General features: G+C 71.8%; 10 protein-coding genes. 6 read left to right on the top strand and 4 right to left on the bottom strand.

Annotated elements, in window-relative coordinates:
* Window positions 1-9 precede the first annotated feature (9 nt).
* The 4 genes from ACZ7GJ_RS30765 to ACZ7GJ_RS30780 all read left to right on the top strand — a co-directional run bounded on the left by ACZ7GJ_RS30765 (window position 10) and on the right by ACZ7GJ_RS30780 (window position 6076).
* Window positions 10-1404 carry an ABC transporter substrate-binding protein gene (locus ACZ7GJ_RS30765; protein ID WP_470756172.1) on the top strand — a complete coding sequence of 465 codons (1395 nt, stop codon included), beginning with the start codon at window positions 10-12 and terminating at the stop codon, window positions 1402-1404.
* Window positions 1405-1545: 141 nt separating this feature from the next.
* Window positions 1546-2811, top strand: a complete 1266-nt coding sequence (locus ACZ7GJ_RS30770; RefSeq protein ID WP_470756193.1) for a carbohydrate ABC transporter permease — start codon at window positions 1546-1548, stop codon at window positions 2809-2811.
* The gene (locus tag ACZ7GJ_RS30775; protein WP_470756173.1) at window positions 2808-3668 is read left to right on the top strand and encodes a carbohydrate ABC transporter permease; all 861 of its coding nucleotides are present in this window, start codon (window positions 2808-2810) and stop codon (window positions 3666-3668) included. The genes ACZ7GJ_RS30770 and ACZ7GJ_RS30775 overlap by 4 nt, the downstream gene beginning before the upstream one ends.
* 149 nt (window positions 3669-3817) lie before the next feature.
* Window positions 3818-6076, top strand: a complete 2259-nt coding sequence (locus tag ACZ7GJ_RS30780; RefSeq protein ID WP_470756174.1) for a bifunctional glycosyltransferase/CDP-glycerol:glycerophosphate glycerophosphotransferase — start codon at window positions 3818-3820, stop codon at window positions 6074-6076.
* Between the two features lie 38 nt (window positions 6077-6114).
* On the opposite strand, the gene ACZ7GJ_RS30785 is transcribed toward ACZ7GJ_RS30780, so the two are convergent.
* Window positions 6115-6741 carry a TetR/AcrR family transcriptional regulator gene (locus tag ACZ7GJ_RS30785; protein WP_470756175.1) on the bottom strand — a complete coding sequence of 209 codons (627 nt, stop codon included), beginning with the start codon at window positions 6739-6741 and terminating at the stop codon, window positions 6115-6117.
* Between the two features lie 178 nt (window positions 6742-6919).
* Here ACZ7GJ_RS30785 and ACZ7GJ_RS30790 point away from each other — a divergent pair, with 178 nt between their 5' ends.
* Together ACZ7GJ_RS30790 and ACZ7GJ_RS30795 are read left to right on the top strand one after the other, a co-directional pair.
* Entirely contained in the window at window positions 6920-7825 is a 906-nt protein-coding gene (locus tag ACZ7GJ_RS30790; protein ID WP_470756194.1) for an ABC transporter permease, read from the top strand.
* A 4-nt stretch (window positions 7826-7829) separates the two neighbouring features.
* Window positions 7830-8663, top strand: a complete 834-nt coding sequence (locus ACZ7GJ_RS30795; protein ID WP_470756195.1) for an ABC transporter ATP-binding protein — start codon at window positions 7830-7832, stop codon at window positions 8661-8663.
* Between the two features lie 100 nt (window positions 8664-8763).
* Here the strand turns inward: ACZ7GJ_RS30795 and ACZ7GJ_RS30800 are convergent, their stop codons facing one another.
* The 3 genes from ACZ7GJ_RS30800 to ACZ7GJ_RS30810 all read right to left on the bottom strand — a co-directional run bounded on the left by ACZ7GJ_RS30800 (window position 8764) and on the right by ACZ7GJ_RS30810 (window position 15286).
* Complete coding sequence (locus ACZ7GJ_RS30800; RefSeq protein ID WP_470756176.1) at window positions 8764-13743, bottom strand: NAD-glutamate dehydrogenase; 4980 nt, start codon at window positions 13741-13743, stop codon at window positions 8764-8766.
* Between the two features lie 356 nt (window positions 13744-14099).
* On the bottom strand, window positions 14100-14789 hold the full coding sequence (locus ACZ7GJ_RS30805; protein ID WP_470756177.1) for an HAD family hydrolase: 690 nt from the start codon (window positions 14787-14789) through the stop codon (window positions 14100-14102).
* Window positions 14786-15286, bottom strand: a complete 501-nt coding sequence (locus ACZ7GJ_RS30810) for a DUF6912 family protein (RefSeq protein WP_470756178.1) — start codon at window positions 15284-15286, stop codon at window positions 14786-14788. The genes ACZ7GJ_RS30805 and ACZ7GJ_RS30810 overlap by 4 nt, the downstream gene beginning before the upstream one ends.
* Window positions 15287-15638: the final 352 nt, after the last annotated feature.

Raw genomic sequence — 15638 nt, forward strand, 5'->3', positions numbered from 1 at the left:
GGCAGAGCCATGCGCAGGCACGGAACGAGCCGCACGACACCCACCCGCACGACACCCGCCCGTACGAAACTCACCTGGACGGCGCTCGCCGCCGCCACCGCGCTCGTGCTGACCGCGTGCGGTGACGGGGACGACGGCAAGCAGGACCCGCCGGGCGGCGGCCAGCCCTCCACCGCCGTACGGGTCCAGTTACCCAAGCTCGCCGGCGAGAAGCTGGAGGTCGCGGCGGTCTGGACGGGACCCGAACAGGCGAACTTCGCCAAGGTGCTGCGGGAGTTCGAGAAGCGGACCGGCGCCACCGTCACCTTCGTCCCGGCCCAGGACCCGATCGTCACCTTCCTCGGTACGAAGATCGCGGGCGGCCAGCCGCCGGACGTGGCGCTCCTGCCGCAGGTCGGCGCGCTGGTCTCGGCGGTGGAGAACAAGTGGGCGCAGCCGGTCGGTGCGGAGGCCCGGGCCCAGCTCGACCAGAACTACTCGAACGGCTGGAAGGCGCTCGGCGCGGTCGGTGGCACCCAGTACGGCGTGTACTACAAGGCGGCCAACAAGTCGCTGATCTGGTACAACGCGAAGGCCTTCGAGGCGGCGGGCGTGCAGCCCCCGAAGACCTGGAAGGACCTGCTGAGCGCGGCCGACACGCTCTCGGCGTCCGGGACCCCGGCGGTCTCGGTGGCCGGCGCGGACGGCTGGACGCTGACCGACTGGTTCGAGAACGTCTACCTCTCCCAGGCGGGCCCCGAGAAGTACGACCAGTTGGCCAAGCACGAGATCAAGTGGACGGACGACAGCGTCAAGCAGGCGCTGACCAGCCTCGGCGAGCTGTTCGGCCGCAAGGACTTCCTGGCCGGCGGCCAGAGCGGGGCGCTGGCGACCGAGTTCCCCAAGTCGGTGACGCAGACCTTCACCGGCGGCGACCGCCCGGCGGCCGCGATGGTCTTCGAGGGCGACTTCGTGGCGGTGAACATCGGGCAGACGGAGGCGAAGGTGGGCACGGACGCGCTGGTCTTCCCCTTCCCGGCGGTCGGCGCCAAGGCCCCCGTCGTCTCGGGCGGTGACGTGGCGGTCGCGCTGAAGCCGTCGAAGGGCGCGCAGGCCCTGCTGACCTTCCTCGCCTCGGCGGACGCGGCGGAGATCCAGGCCCGGGAGGGCGGCTTCGTCTCCCCGAACAAGGCCGTCGACTTCGGTGCCTACCCGAACGACATCCAGCGCGACATCGCGAAGGCGCTGATCGCGTCGGGCGACGAGTTCCGCTTCGACCTGTCCGACCAGGCCCCGGCGGCCTTCGGCGGGACCCCGGGCACGGGCATGTGGAAGGACCTCCAGGACTTCCTGGCGAACCCGTCGGACGTGGCGGGGGCCCAGGCGAAACTGGAGGCGGACGCGGCCAAGGCCTACGGGAACTGAGCCGTGACGGCCGAAGCCCCGCGCGGGCCTGCCGCCACGACAGACACGACAGCCTCGGCCGCTTCGGCAGCCGAAACGGCCGCAGCAGCAGCGGCCGAAGCCGGGGCGGCCGCCCGGGCGGCCGGGGCGCGGCGCCGCCGGCTGATCGCCGCGGCCTTCCTCCTGCCCTCCCTCGTACTGCTCGGCGCGCTCGTCGTGCACCCCATCGGCTACTCCCTCTACCGCAGCCTCTTCGACCGCTCCGGCGACGCCTTCGTCGGCGCCGGGAACTACCGCGAGATCATGCACGACGACACGATCCGCACCGCCCTGCGGAACACGGCGGTGTGGGTGGTGCTGGCGCCGACCACGGCCACCGCCCTCGGCCTGATCTTCGCGGTCCTCACCGAACGGGTGCGCTGGGGAACGGCGTTCAAACTCCTCGTGTTCATGCCGATGGCCATCTCGATGCTGGCGGCGGGCATCATCTTCCGGCTCGTCTACGACCACGACCCCGACCGGGGGGTCGCGAACGCGGTCTGGGTCGGGGTCCACGACACCTTCGCGGAGTCCTCGGCCTTCCCGAAGGCCCGCCCGGGCCGCGATTCCCCGCTGGAGCCGGCCGCCGGGGGCTCGTACATGACGCGTGATCCCGTACGGGCGGGCGCGCCGGCCCTGCTCCCGCTGGTCGGCATCGCCCCGGAAGCCCTGCCCGAGGGGACCCGTACGGCCGCGGCCGCCGCCTCCGAGCCGGGCCGGGTCACCGGCACCGCCTGGCAGGACTTCACCCGGGGCGGGGGCGGCCGTACGAACGCGGTCGACCCCACCGAGTCCGCGCTCGCCGGGATCCGGATCGAGGCGGTCAAGGACGGCAGCGTCGTCGACTCCACCAGGGCCCGCGCCGACGGCACCTTCACCCTGTCCGCTAAGGCCGACGGGGCGCGGCTGCGGCTGCCCGCCTCGAACTTCCGGGAGGCGTACGCGGGGGTGGAGTGGCTCGGCCCGACTCTGGTCACCCCGGCGGTCATCGGGGCGTACGTCTGGATGTGGGCCGGTTTCGCGATGGTGCTGATCGGGGCCGGGCTGGCCGCCGTACCCCGGGAGCTGCTGGAGGCGGCCCGCGTGGACGGGGCGGGCGAATGGCAGGTGTTCCGTCGGATCACGGTGCCGCTGCTGGCGCCGGTGCTGGCCGTCGTCCTCGTCACCCTCGTCATCAACGTCATGAAGATCTTCGACCTGGTCTTCGTGATCGCCCCGGGCGCGGTGCAGGACGATGCCAACGTCCTCGCCCTCCAGCTCTACCGGACCTCCTTCGGCACGGACGCCGATCCGGGGCTGGGCAGCGCCATCGCGGTGCTGCTGCTGGTGCTGGTGGTCCCCGTGATGCTCTACAACATCCACCGGATGCGGAAGGAGGCCCGCCGATGAGCACGGTCCGCGGGACGACCGGACGGCTGACGGCGCGGGTGGCGGGCGGTGCCCTGCGGGTCTTCCTGGTGCTGGCGGGGCTGTTCTGGCTGCTGCCCACGCTCGGCCTGCTGATCTCCTCCTTCCTCTCCCCCACCGAGCTGAACGGGGGCGGCTGGTGGAAGGCGCTGACCGCCCCCTCCCGGCTGACGGCCGGCAACTACGAGCGGCTGCTGGAGAACGACACCATCACCGGCTCGCTCCTGAACACGGTGGCCATCGCCGTACCGGCGACCCTGCTCGTGCTCACCCTCGGCGCGTTCGCCGGATACGCCTTCGCCTGGCTGGAGTTCCCGGGCCGGGACTGGCTGTTCCTGATCGTGGTCGGGCTGCTCGTGGTCCCCGTACAGGTGGCCCTGATCCCGGTGTCCGAACTCTTCGGCTCGGTGGGCCTGTTCGAGACCACGGCGGGCGTGGTGCTCTTCCACACCGCCTTCGGGCTGCCGTTCGCGGTGTTCCTGCTGCGCAACTTCTTCGCCGAGATCCCGCGCGAGCTGCTGGAGGCCGCCCGGCTCGACGGCGCGGGCGAACTGCGGCTGTTCGCCCGGGTGGTGCTGCCGCTGGGCGGGCCCGCCATCGCCTCGCTCGGCATCTTCCAGTTCCTGTGGGTGTGGAACGACATGCTCGTCGCGCTCGTCTTCGCCGACTCCGCGAACCCGCCGATCACCGTGGCCCTCCAGCAGCAGGTACGGCAGTTCGGCAACAACATCGACGTGCTCGCGCCCGGCGCGTTCCTGTCGATGGTGGTGCCGCTGGCCGTCTTCTTCGCGTTCCAGCGGCAGTTCGTGTCGGGGGTGATGGCCGGAGCGATCAAGTAGCCCGCCTCCCGGGCTCCGATCTGGCGTCGTGATCACGGTGTTGACATGGGCTGTTGACGCTGCGTAACCCGAATGCCGCACTCTGCGTAACCCGATCGCCGCGCGCGCGGTTGCTGGGCAATATGCCCGCGCCGACCCCTGGATGTGCCGTGCCCCGGTTCAGCGTCATCGTGCCCGCGTACAAGGTCCAGGCGTACCTCCAGGAGAGTCTGGACTCGGTCCTGACGCAGTCGTACCCGGATCTCGAACTGATCGCGGTGGACGACGCCTCCCCGGACGCCTGCGGTTCGATCATCGACGAGTACGCCTCCCGGGACCCCCGGGTGACCGCCGTGCACCTGGCGCACAACCTCGGGCTGGGCCCGGCCCGCAACGCGGGCCTGGCCCGGGCCACCGGCGACTACCTCGTCTTCCTCGACGGCGACGACACCCTGGCCCCCGGCGCCCTCCAGGCCATCACCGACCGGCTGAAGGCCACCGGCTCCCCGGACGTCCTCGTCTACGACTACGCGCGCACCTTCTGGACCGGGGAGCTGGTGCGCAACCGGCTCTCCCACCGGCTCTCCGAGGAGGGACCGGCCAGCTTCCGGCTCGCCGACCGCCCGGCGCTGCTCGGCATGCTGATGGTGGTCTGGAACAAGGCGTACCGCCGTGACTACGTGGAGCGCGAGGGCCTCGAATTCCCGCCCGGGTTCTACGAGGACACCCCCTGGACCTACCCGGCGCTGCTGGCTGCGGAGTCCGTCGCCGTACTCGACCGGGTCTGCGTGCACTACCGCCAGCGCAGGACCGGCTCCATCCTGACCACGTCCACCCGCCGCCACCTCGACATCTTCGACCAGTACGACCGCGTCTTCGGCTATCTCGCCACCCGCCCCGAGCTGGAGCGCTGGCGCCCCGCCGTGCACCGGCGGATGGCCGAGCACTTCTGCGCCCTGTACGCCGACCCGCGCCGCCTGCCGCGCGCGAGCCGGGCGGAGTTCTTCGGCCGGGCCTCGGCCCTGCTGCGCCGCTACCGCGCCCCCGGCTCGCAGCCGCTGTCGCTCTCCCGCACCGACCGGGTCCGCCACCTGCTGATGCGGCTGGGCACCCGGCGCACGTACCGGCTGCTGTCCACGCTGCGCACCGCGGCGCTGGCGGCGGGGCGGACCGGCGCCGCCGGCTGGCAGGGCCTGCGCGAGGCCGCGCTGCGCCTGCACTACCGGATCCAGCGGCTGCTTCCGCTGCGGCCCGAGCTGGCGGTCTTCTCCGCGTACTGGCACGGCGGCTACGCCTGCAACCCGGCGGCCATCGAGGCCAAGCTGCGGGAGCTGGCCCCGCGGATGCGGACGGCGTGGATCTGCGACCCGGCGCACGCCACGACCCTGCCCCGGGAGACGGCGGCGCTGCGGCCCGGCTCGGCGGCGTACTGGACCGCCCTCGCCCGGGCCACGTACCTGGTCACGAACGTCAACTTCGACCGCACGCTGGTCAAGCGGCCGGGGCAGATCCTGGTGCAGACCCAGCACGGCACCCCGCTCAAGCGGGTCGGCCTGGACCTCCAGGACCGTCCGGCGGCCACCCCGACGACGGACTTCGCGGGCCTGCTGCGCAGCGCCGACCAGTGGGACTACCTGCTCTCCGCGAACCGGCACTCGACGCTGGTGTGGGAGAAGGCGGTCCCCTCCTCCTACACGACCCTGGAGTACGGCTACCCGCGCAACGACGTCTTCCACCGGGCCACCCAGTCCGACGTGCTCGAACTGCGCGAACGCCTGGGTGTCCCGGCGGGTTCCATCGCGATCCTGTACGCCCCCACGCACCGCGACTACCGGCGCAGCCGGCCGGACCACCTGGACTTCGAGCGGGTCCTGCGCGACCTGGGCCCGCGCTTCACGATCCTGACGCGCACGCACCTGACGTACGCGGACGCCGAGCGCTCCTGGGAGCCGCACCCGCGGCTGCTGGACGTCTCCCGCCACCCCTCGGTGGAGGAACTGTGCCTGGCCTCCGACGCGTTGGTGACGGACTACTCGTCCCTGATGTTCGACTACGCGGCGCTGGACCGGCCGATCGTGATCCACGCGGACGACTGGGAGGCGTACGAGGCGGCCCGCGGCACGTACTTCGACCTGCGCTCGTGCCCGCCGGGCGCGATCGCCCGCACCGAGGACGAGCTGGTGGACATCTTCGCCACGGGGCACTGGCAGGGCTCGCGCTCGGCCCAGCTGCGCTCGGCGTTCCGCGCGCGGTTCTGCTCGTACGACGACGGCCACGCGGCGGAGCGCGTGGTGCGGCGCGTCTTCCTGGGCCAGTCGGCCCCGGTCCCGGCGGTGCTCCCGCTGGAGGACCGCCGCCCCACTCCGGCGGCACCCGCCCCGGCAGCGGAGCCGACGCTGGCCCACCTCACGGTCGGCCTCTGGCCGTAGCGGGCGGGCGGGCCCGAAGGCGGGCCCGGGGCGTACGGTCAGCGGTCGCCCGGGGCCGCCTTCAGGCCCGCGACCACCTGGTGGGCCAGAGTGTCCAGGTGCGGGGCCGTCACCGCGTCGCGGACGATGACCTGGCGCCAGTAGAGCGGGCCGATCGCGAGGTCCAGGGCGTGGTCCGCGTTGATGCCGTCCGGGAGTTCGCCGCGGGAGACGGCGTCGGCGACGATGCCCTCCGCCATGCGGCGCTGGCCGTCGAGCAGGGCCCCGCGCACCGCCTCGGCGATCTCCGGGTTGCGGGCGGCCTCGACCAGGAGGTCGGGGATGACCGCCGAGGCCACCGGGTGGCGCAGCACGTGTGACATGACCTCCAGCAGCGCCCGTACGTCCCCGTACAGCGAGCCGGTCGCGGGTACCGGCAGGCCGTCCGCCGCGAAGGCCCCCACGAGGTCGAGCACCAGGTGGAGCTTGGACTTCCACCGCCGGTAGACGGCCGTCTTGCCGACGCCCGCCCGGCGCGCGACGCCCTCGATCGACATCCGGGAGAAGCCGACCGCGGCCAGCTCGGCCACGACCGCCGCGCGGATCGCCTCGGTCACGTCCTCGCGGAGGACGGCGGCCCCGGCCGGGGCACGACGGGCGGGGGCGGAGGCAGGTTCCGTGGTCATGCACAGAGCATAACCGCGCAGGCCGTCACCCACCCGTCACGACGATACGGTTGCGTTCCAACGCTTCCCGCCCTAATCTCGGCGTAGCGACGATACGGACCCGTTCCATCGCCAGCGACGACCCGACCCACCCCGTCCCCCGTCGAAAGCGAACCCCGTGACCGTGACCACCGCACCGGTGACCCCCGCGGGCACCCGCGCGGGCAACCCGGCGGGCACCTCCGCCGCGGAGCTCGCCGCCGCCCACGGGCTGACCGTCAGCGGCGCCCGCCCCTCGCTGCCCCGCTACGTCGCGCAGCTCTGGGGCCGCCGCCACTTCGTGACGGCGTACGCCACCGCCCGCATGCACGCCACCTACAGCACGGCCAAGCTCGGCCAGGTCTGGCACCTGGTGACCCCGCTGCTCAACGCGGCCGTCTACTACTTCATCTTCGGCATCGTCATGCACGCCAGCCACGGCGTACCGAACTACGTGCCGTTCCTGATCACCGGCGTCTTCGTCTGGGACTTCATCGGCAGCTCCATCAACGCCGCCACCCGCTCCGTCCACAGCAACCTCGGCCTGGTCCGCGCCCTGCACTTCCCGCGGGCGAGCCTGCCCATCTCCACCGTCGTACAGCTCTTCCAGCAACTGCTCGTGACCATGGGCGCGCTGGTCATCCTGCTCCTCGCCTTCGGCCAGACCCCGAGCCCGTCCTGGCTGCTGGCCGTCCCCACCCTCGTCCTGATGGCGGTCTTCTGCGCGGGCTGCGCCATGGTCATGGCCCGGATCGGCTCCAAGAGCCCCGACGTCAGCCAGCTGATGCCGTTCGTCCTGCGGACCTGGATGTACTCCTCGGGCGTGATGTGGTCCATCGACACCATGCTCAGGACGGACCACCTGCCGCACTGGGTCACGCTCGCGCTCAAGACCAACCCGGCCGCCGTCTACATCGACCTGATGCGCTTCGCGCTGATCGACACCTTCCCCGCGCACGCGCTCCCCCACCACGTGTGGCCCGTCGCGATCGGCTGGGCCCTGCTCGCCGGCGTCGGCGGCTTCATCTACTTCTGGAAGGCTGAGGAGGAGTACGGCCGTGGCTGACCTCATGCAACGAGCGACCCCGCCGATCCCGCCGGCTCCGGCGCCCCGGACCGCGGCCCCGGCCCCGGCCGCCGACACCCGCGTACCGACCGTCATCGCCGACGAGGTCCACGTCGTCTACAAGGTGCACGGCGCCGGCAGCCGCAAGGGCGGCGCCACCGCCGCCCTCAGCCGGATCTTCTCCCGCAAGCCGGCCCCCGGCATCCGCGAGGTGCACGCCGTCAAGGGCGTCAGCTTCACCGCGTACAAGGGCGAGGCCATCGGCCTCATCGGCACCAACGGCTCGGGCAAGTCCACCCTGCTGGCCGCCATCGCCGGTCTCCAGCCGGTGGCCCGCGGCCGGATCTACTCGCACGGGCAGCCGTCCCTGCTCGGCGTGAACGCGGCCCTGATGAACGATCTGACCGGCGAGCGCAACGTGGTGCTCGGCGGCCTCGCGATGGGCATGTCCAAGCAGCAGATCCGCGAGCGCTACCAGGACATCGTCGACTTCTCCGGGATCAACGAGAAGGGTGATTTCATCTCGCTGCCGATGCGGACCTACTCCTCCGGCATGGGGGCCCGGCTGCGCTTCTCCATCGCCGCCGCCAAGGACCACGACGTCCTGATGATCGACGAGGCCCTGGCCACCGGCGACCGGGCCTTCCAGCGCCGCAGCCAGGCCCGTATCGAGGAGCTCCGCGAGCGCGCCGGCACCGTCTTCCTCGTCAGCCACGGCATCGGCACCGTCCGCGAGACCTGCGACCGGGCGATCTGGCTGGAATCGGGCGTCCTGCGCATGGACGGCCCCGCCGGCGAGGTCTGCGACGCGTACGAGGCCTTCACCTCCGGGCGCTAGAGGGGCCCGATACGGAAAAGCGGGCGGCCCCCGGGACCATCGAGGTCCCGGGGGCCGCCCGTTGCCGTACGCGAGGCGCGCGGCTCAGTTGCTCAGCCGCTCAGCTGTGCGCGCGCAGCAGCGAACGCATCGTCCGCATGGCCACCGACAGGTTCGCCAGGTCGAAGTCGTCCGACCCCTGGATCTCGTCCAGCGTGGTCCGGGCCCGGCCGATGATCGCCGCGTTGCGCTCCTCCCAGGCCTTGAACCGGTCCTCGGGGGTCGACGTGCCGTTGCCGACCGCCAGTACGTCGGCCGTCAGGGCCGCGTGCGCCGCGAACAGGTCCTCGCGGATGGAGGCGCGGGCCATCGACTGCCAGCGGTCCGACCGCGGCAGATCGATGATCCGGTCCATCAGCTGGGTGATCTCCAGGCGGTCGGCGAGGTCGTAGTACACCTCGGCGACGTCCAGGGGGGCCACCCCGGTGCGGTCCGCGATGGCCACGATGTCGAGCGTCGGGAAGGCGGACGAGAAGCCGGCCACCTTGGCCGCCAGCTCCTCCGGCACGCCCTCGCCGATCAGCTCGGCCATGATCGACTCGTACCACTCCAGGTCCGCGCCGCGCACCAGCTTGGGCAGCTCCGACCAGACCTCGGTGACCCGGGCCGCGAAGAACTCGATGGTCTCGGTGATCTGGAGCGGCTGCGGCCGGTTGTTCAGCAGCCAGCGGGTGCCGCGCTCGACCAGGCGCCGCGAGTGCAGCCGGATCCGGGTCTGGGCGTCGGCCGCGACCTTGTTGTCGAGCGCCTCGACCGCGTCCCACACCTCGGCCAGGCCGAAGATCTCGCGGGCCGAGAGCTGCGCCCGGACGATCTCCTCCAGGGAGGCCCCGGTCTCCTCGCGCAGCCGGTGCAGGAAGGTCGAGCCACCGCTGTTGACGGTGTCGTTGACCAGCACGGTGGTGATGATCTCGCGGCGCAGCGCGTGCCCGTCGACCTGCTCCGGGAACTTCGCGAGCAGCGCGCCCGGGAAGTAGGCGTGCAGCAGGCGGGCCAGGTACGGGTCGTCCGGCAGCTCGGTGTGGATGAGCTCGTCCGCCACCGTGATCTTGGTGTAGGCGAACAGGACGGCCAGCTCCGGCTGGGTCAGGCCCTTGCCGTTGTTCAGGAGCTCACGGATCTGCCGGTCGTTGGGCAGGAACTCCAGCGCGCGGTCCAGCAGGCCGTCCCGGCCCAGGTGGCGCATGAAGCGCTGCTGGGCGTGGAGCAGGCTCGGGGCCTGGGCCGCGCCGTTGGCGAGCGCCACGTTCTGCGCGTAGTTGTTGCGCAGCACGAGGCGGCCGACCTCGTCGGTCATCTCGGCGAGGAACTTGTTGCGCTGCTTGACGGTCAGGTCGCCGTCGGCGACGACCGAGTTCAGCAGGATCTTGATGTTCACCTCGTGGTCGGAGGTGTCCACGCCCGCGCTGTTGTCGATGGCGTCGGTGTTGACCTTGCCGCCCTCGCCGCCGGCGCCGCTGCGGGCGAACTCGATGCGGCCCAGCTGGGTCAGACCCAGGTTGCCGCCCTCGCCGATGACCTTGGCCCGTACGTCGGAGCCGTTGACGCGGATGGCGTCGTTGGCCTTGTCGCCGACGTCCGCGTGCGTCTCGGCGGTCGCCTTGACGTACGTGCCGATGCCGCCGTTCCACAGCAGGTCCACCGGGGACTGGAGGATCGCCTTCATCAGGTCGGCCGGGGTCATCTTGGTGACGCCGGCCTCGATGCCGAGGGCCGCACGGACCTGCGCGTTGATCGGGATGGCCTTGGCCGAACGCGGGTGGATGCCGCCGCCCGCGGAGAGCAGCGCGGTGTCGTAGTCGGCCCACGAGGAGCGCGGCAGGTCGAACAGGCGCCGGCGCTCGGCGTAGGAGGTGGCCGCGTCCGGGTTCGGGTCGATGAAGATGTGCCGGTGGTCGAAGGCCGCGACCAGGCGGATGTGCTCGGAGAGCAGCATGCCGTTGCCGAAGACGTCGCCGGACATGTCGCCGACGCCGACGACGGTGAAGTCCTCGGTCTGGGTGTCGTGGCCGAGCTCGCGGAAGTGCCGCTTGACGGACTCCCAGGCGCCGCGGGCCGTGATGCCCATGCCCTTGTGGTCGTAGCCGGCCGAGCCGCCCGACGCGAAGGCGTCGCCCAGCCAGAAGCCGTAGGACTCCGCCACGCCGTTGGCGATGTCGGAGAACGTCGCGGTGCCCTTGTCGGCGGCGACGACGAGGTAGGTGTCGTCCTCGTCGTGGCGGACCACGCCCTTGGGCGGCACGACCTCGCCGGCGACCATGTTGTCGGTGATGTCGAGCAGCGCCGAGATGAAGATCTTGTACGAGGCGATGCCCTCGGCGAGCCAGGCGTCGCGGTCCACCGACGGGTCGGGCAGGTTCTTGGCGACGAAGCCGCCCTTGGCGCCGACCGGCACGATGACGGTGTTCTTGACCATCTGCGCCTTGACCAGGCCGAGGATCTCCGTACGGAAGTCCTCACGCCGGTCGGACCAGCGCAGACCGCCTCGGGCGACCTTGCCGAAGCGCAGGTGGACGCCCTCGACGCGCGGGGAGTACACCCAGATCTCGAAGGCCGGGCGCGGCGCGGGGAGCTCCGGGATCGCCTGCGGGTCGAACTTCATCGACACGTACGAGTGCTGCTCGCCCGCGGGGTCGAGCTGGAAGAAGTTCGTCCGCAGCGTCGCCTTGATGAGGGTGAGGAAGGACCGCAGGATCCGGTCCTCGTCGAGCGAAGCGACCTGGTCCAGGGCTCCGTCCAGCTCCTCCAGCATGGCGTCGATGAGCTCGGTGCCGGCGGACTGGCGGTCGGGCGACATCCGGGCCTCGAACAGCGAGACCAGCAGCCGGGTGGTGTGGACGTTGTTGCGGAGGGTGTCCTCCATGTAGTCCTGGCTGAAGGTGGCACCGGCCTGGCGCAGGTACTTGGCGTACGCGCGCAGGACGACGGCCTGGCGCCAGGTGAGCCCGGCGCTCAGGACCAGGGTGTTGAAGTTGTCGTTCTCGGCGTCGCCCTGCCAGACCGCGGCGAAGGCCTCCTGGAAGCGCTCGCGGGCGTCGTCGCCGAGGTAGTTGGCCGAGGTGTTCTCGCCGTTCGCGTTCGCGGCGGGCATCCGCAGGCCGAAGTCGTAGATCCACGCGCTGACCCGGTCGGAGCGGCGCAGCTCGTACGGGCGCTCGTCGGTGACCTCGACGCCCAGGCGCTGGAGCACGGGCAGGACCGCGGAGAGCGAAACCTGCTCACCGGTGCGGTAGATCTTGAACCGGCGCTCGCCGGGGCCGGCGCCGACCGGTTCGTACAGCGAGAGCGCGAACTCCCGGTCGCTCGCGGACAGCCGCTCCAGGTGGCACAGGTCGGCCACGGCCGCGCGCGGCGAGTGGTCGGCCTTGTAGCCCTCGGGGAAGGAGGTGCCGTAGCGGCGCAGCAGCTCGGCGGCGCGCTCCTCGCCCAGCTCGGCCACCAGGGCCTCGCCGAAGCCGTCGGCCCAGGAGCGGGCGGCCTCGACCAGGCGGCCCTCGATGCGCTCGACGTCGGCGTCGGTCAGGACGGGCAGCTCGGTGCCCTGCGGGACGCGGACGACGAAGTGGATGCGGGAGAGGATCGACTCGGTGTTCCAGGCGGTGAAGTCGACGCTGATGCCGTCGAGCTCCTCCTGCAGGATCCCGATCAGGCGCAGCCGCACGCCGGTGGTGTAGCGGTCGCGCGGCAGGTAGACGAGCGCCGAGTAGTAGCGGCCGTACTCGTCCTGGCGCAGGTACAGCCGCAGCCGGCGGCGCTCCTGGAGGTACAGGACGGAGGTGACGATCTCGCGGAGCTTGTCGACCGGGGTCTGGAACAGCTCGTCGCGCGGGTACGTCTCCAGGATCTGCAGCAGGTCGCGGCCGTCGTGGCTGGACGGCGCGAAGCCGGCGCCTTCGAGGACCTCGGCGACCTTGCGGCGGATGACGGGGACGCGGCGCACGGACTCGGTGTACGCGGCGGAGGAGAACAGGCCGAGGAAGCGGCGCTCGCCGACGACGTTGCCCTCGGCGTCGAACTTCTTCACGCCGACGTAGTCGAGGTACGAGGGGCGGTGCACGGTGGCGCGGCTGTTGGCCTTGGTCAGCACCAGCAGGCGGTGCTCGCGGGCCTTGGCGCGGGCGTCGGCCGGCAGCCGGTTGAAGGACGGCGAGACGGGGTGCGCGTCCTCCTGTCCGCTGTGGTGCGGGTCGGAGCGCAGGATGCCGAGGCCGGTGCCGGGCACGGCGGCGAGGGCGTCGCCGTCGACGAGGTTGTACTCGCGGTAGCCGAGGAAGGTGAAGTGGTCGTCGGCGAGCCAGCGCAGCAGCTCACGGGCCTCTTCGAGCTCGTACTCGCGCAGGTCCGGGGCGGTCGGCTCGTTCGGCAGCTCGTCGGCGATGCGCAGCGCGGCGTCGCGCATCTTCTCCCAGTCCTCGACGGATTCCCGTACGTCGGACAGGACGCGGAGCAGATCGGCGGTGATCTGCTTGAGGTCGGCGCGGTCGGTCTCGCGGTCGATCTCGACGTGGATCCAGGACTCGACGAGGGAGTCGTGGGGGCGCGCGGTCTTGGGGCCGTGCGCGTCGCAGTCGGGGCCGAGGATCTCGATCAGCTTGCCGGTGACGTCGCGGCGGACGACGACCTGCGGGTGGATCACCACGTGGATGCCGCGGCTCTGGCGGGACAGCTCGTTGGTGACGCTGTCGACGAGGAAGGGCATGTCGTCGGTGACCACCTCGACGACGGAGTGGCTGGAGGTCCAGCCGTTCTCCTCGACCGTGGGGGTGTGCACCCGCACGTTCGCGGTGCCCTGCGGCCGGTTCTCCGCGAGCCGGTAGTGCGAGAGCGCCGCCCCGAACACGTCGACCGGGTCCCGGTCCATGAGGTCTTCGGGGGCGGTGTGCAGGTAGTAGCGCTGGAGGTAGGCGAGCATCGTGTCCTGGTCCGGACGCTCCCCTTGCTCGGACCCAGTCGGAAGTAGCCCCCCGGCCGGGCTGTTCTCAGCTACCCGTGCCGCCCGCGCGAGCAGCTCGGCCTTTGCTTCGTCCAGCTTGGTCTGCATGTCCTCTGGCTCCTGTCGCGCGCCATTGCGTGACGTAGGTGAAAAAAGGAATGGCATAGCACCGCGAGGCGGGGATTCCGTTCGGGGTCGACGCTATGCCGTCGAGAGAGCCGACCGGGAGGGAATCAGCCATGATCGGCGAGAGGTCCCGGCAGCGGGGATCAGCGATGGCCCGGGCACGGTGGTGCGCCGGGCGCTTGCCGGAGGCTTCAGTGCCTCCGAGGACTATCGCGCTGATCACGGGTACCAGGCTATCTCCACCCACCCCCGACTCGTCATGAGCTGTATGTGTACAAAACCGGGGGTGGAACTTTGACACTCTGGACAGCGACGCGGGCCGCCGCACGTGCCAGTAGCTATTCGGCCAGTTCGCGAGCAGCGCGTACGGCCTCGGCCAGGGTGTCCACGACGGGCACACCGGCTGATTCCAGACTGCTGCGGCTGTGCGAACCGCCCGTGTAGAGCACGGCCCGGGCGCCCACGTGGGCCGCGGCGAGCGCGTCGTCCACGGCGTCCCCGATGAGGACCGTACGGTCGGCCGTCACCCCCGTCCCCTCCAGGGCCGCCAGGTGCCGTACGAGGTGTCCCGCCTTGGTGGTGTGCGAGGGGCCCGTACGGCCGTCCACGCGCAGGAAGTGCCGGTCGATGCCGTGCGCCCGGACGAGCGGTACGAGCTTCTCATGGGGCGCCAGGGACAGCAGCGACTGGGTCAGGCCGTCGGCCTGCCAGTCCCGGAGCAGCTCCCGGGCCCCTTCGGTGAGCCCGGCCGCGTCGGCGGCGGCCCAGTAGTGCCGGTGGAAGGTGTCGTCCATGACGGCCCACTCGGCCTCGGTGGGCAGCCGGCCCATCAGCCGCTCGTAGAACTTCGGCACCGGTACGACGTACAGCTCGCGGTAGCGCTCCAGCGTGATCGGCTCGAACCCGAACTCGGCGAAGGAGGCGTTCGTCGCGGTTATGACGGCGTCGATGTCGTGCAGCAGGGTCCCGTTCCAGTCCCACACGATGTGGTGGGCGGGGACGGGCGCTGCGGTCGGCGTTGCGGTCACTTCAGCAGCCCCGGGATCTCCTGGACGCCGAACCACAGCAGCTCGTGGTCCTCGGCGCCGTCGACGGTGGACTGCGCGTCGCCGTCCCCGGCGTCGGCGGCCGCCACGGCCGCTGCGGCGGCGCTGACGTCGCCCTCCGCGTCATCGGCGTCCACGTGCACGGCGGCGGCCACGGTGAGCCGCAGGACCCCGGCTACGGACACCTGGCCGAGGCCGGCTTCGTCGGCCCCGGGGGTCGCGGTGGCGGCCTTGTCGTCCACGTCGAGCGCGACGACGACCCGCTTGCGCGGGGCGGCGGCGTCGGCCGCCAGGAGGCGCAGCGAGGCGGCCGCGGCGCGGCCCAGGGCGGCGTACTCCAGCTCCTCGATGTCGTCCGACACGTACCACTCGCGCAGCCCCGGGGTGACGGCGTACGCCCGCAGCGGGGCGGGACCCAGCTCACCCGCCTTGTGCACCTCGGCGAGCCCGGGGAGGGTCAGGGGGACGTACACACGCATGGCCGGCTGCTTTCGGTAGTCGGAAACGCCCCCAGGATACGGCTGCGGCTCTCCTCCCCGGCGGACCGCGCCCCCGTTCGTGCGCTCGCCCCCGTCCGGGGCGCCGCCGCCGGCCGGGTGACGGCCGCAGTACCCCTTCGGGGTGCGGGCGCCGGCTCCGCGCCCGTCCACCCGGGTCCCCTCCGCGCGCCGCCGGAAGGCGGCCGGGCGCCCGGGGCGCACTCGGATAGGTGAACCGGGCCCCCGGCCGGGCCGCGCCCGGCGCCGGTTGCGGAGCGTGTTCGGCGACCGTAGAAGATCCCCATCAAGTTACCGCCCGGTACCACTGCCGGGTCCGACCTGTACGGGGGCA

The organism is Streptomyces sp. NPDC037242 (genome assembly GCF_055604165.1).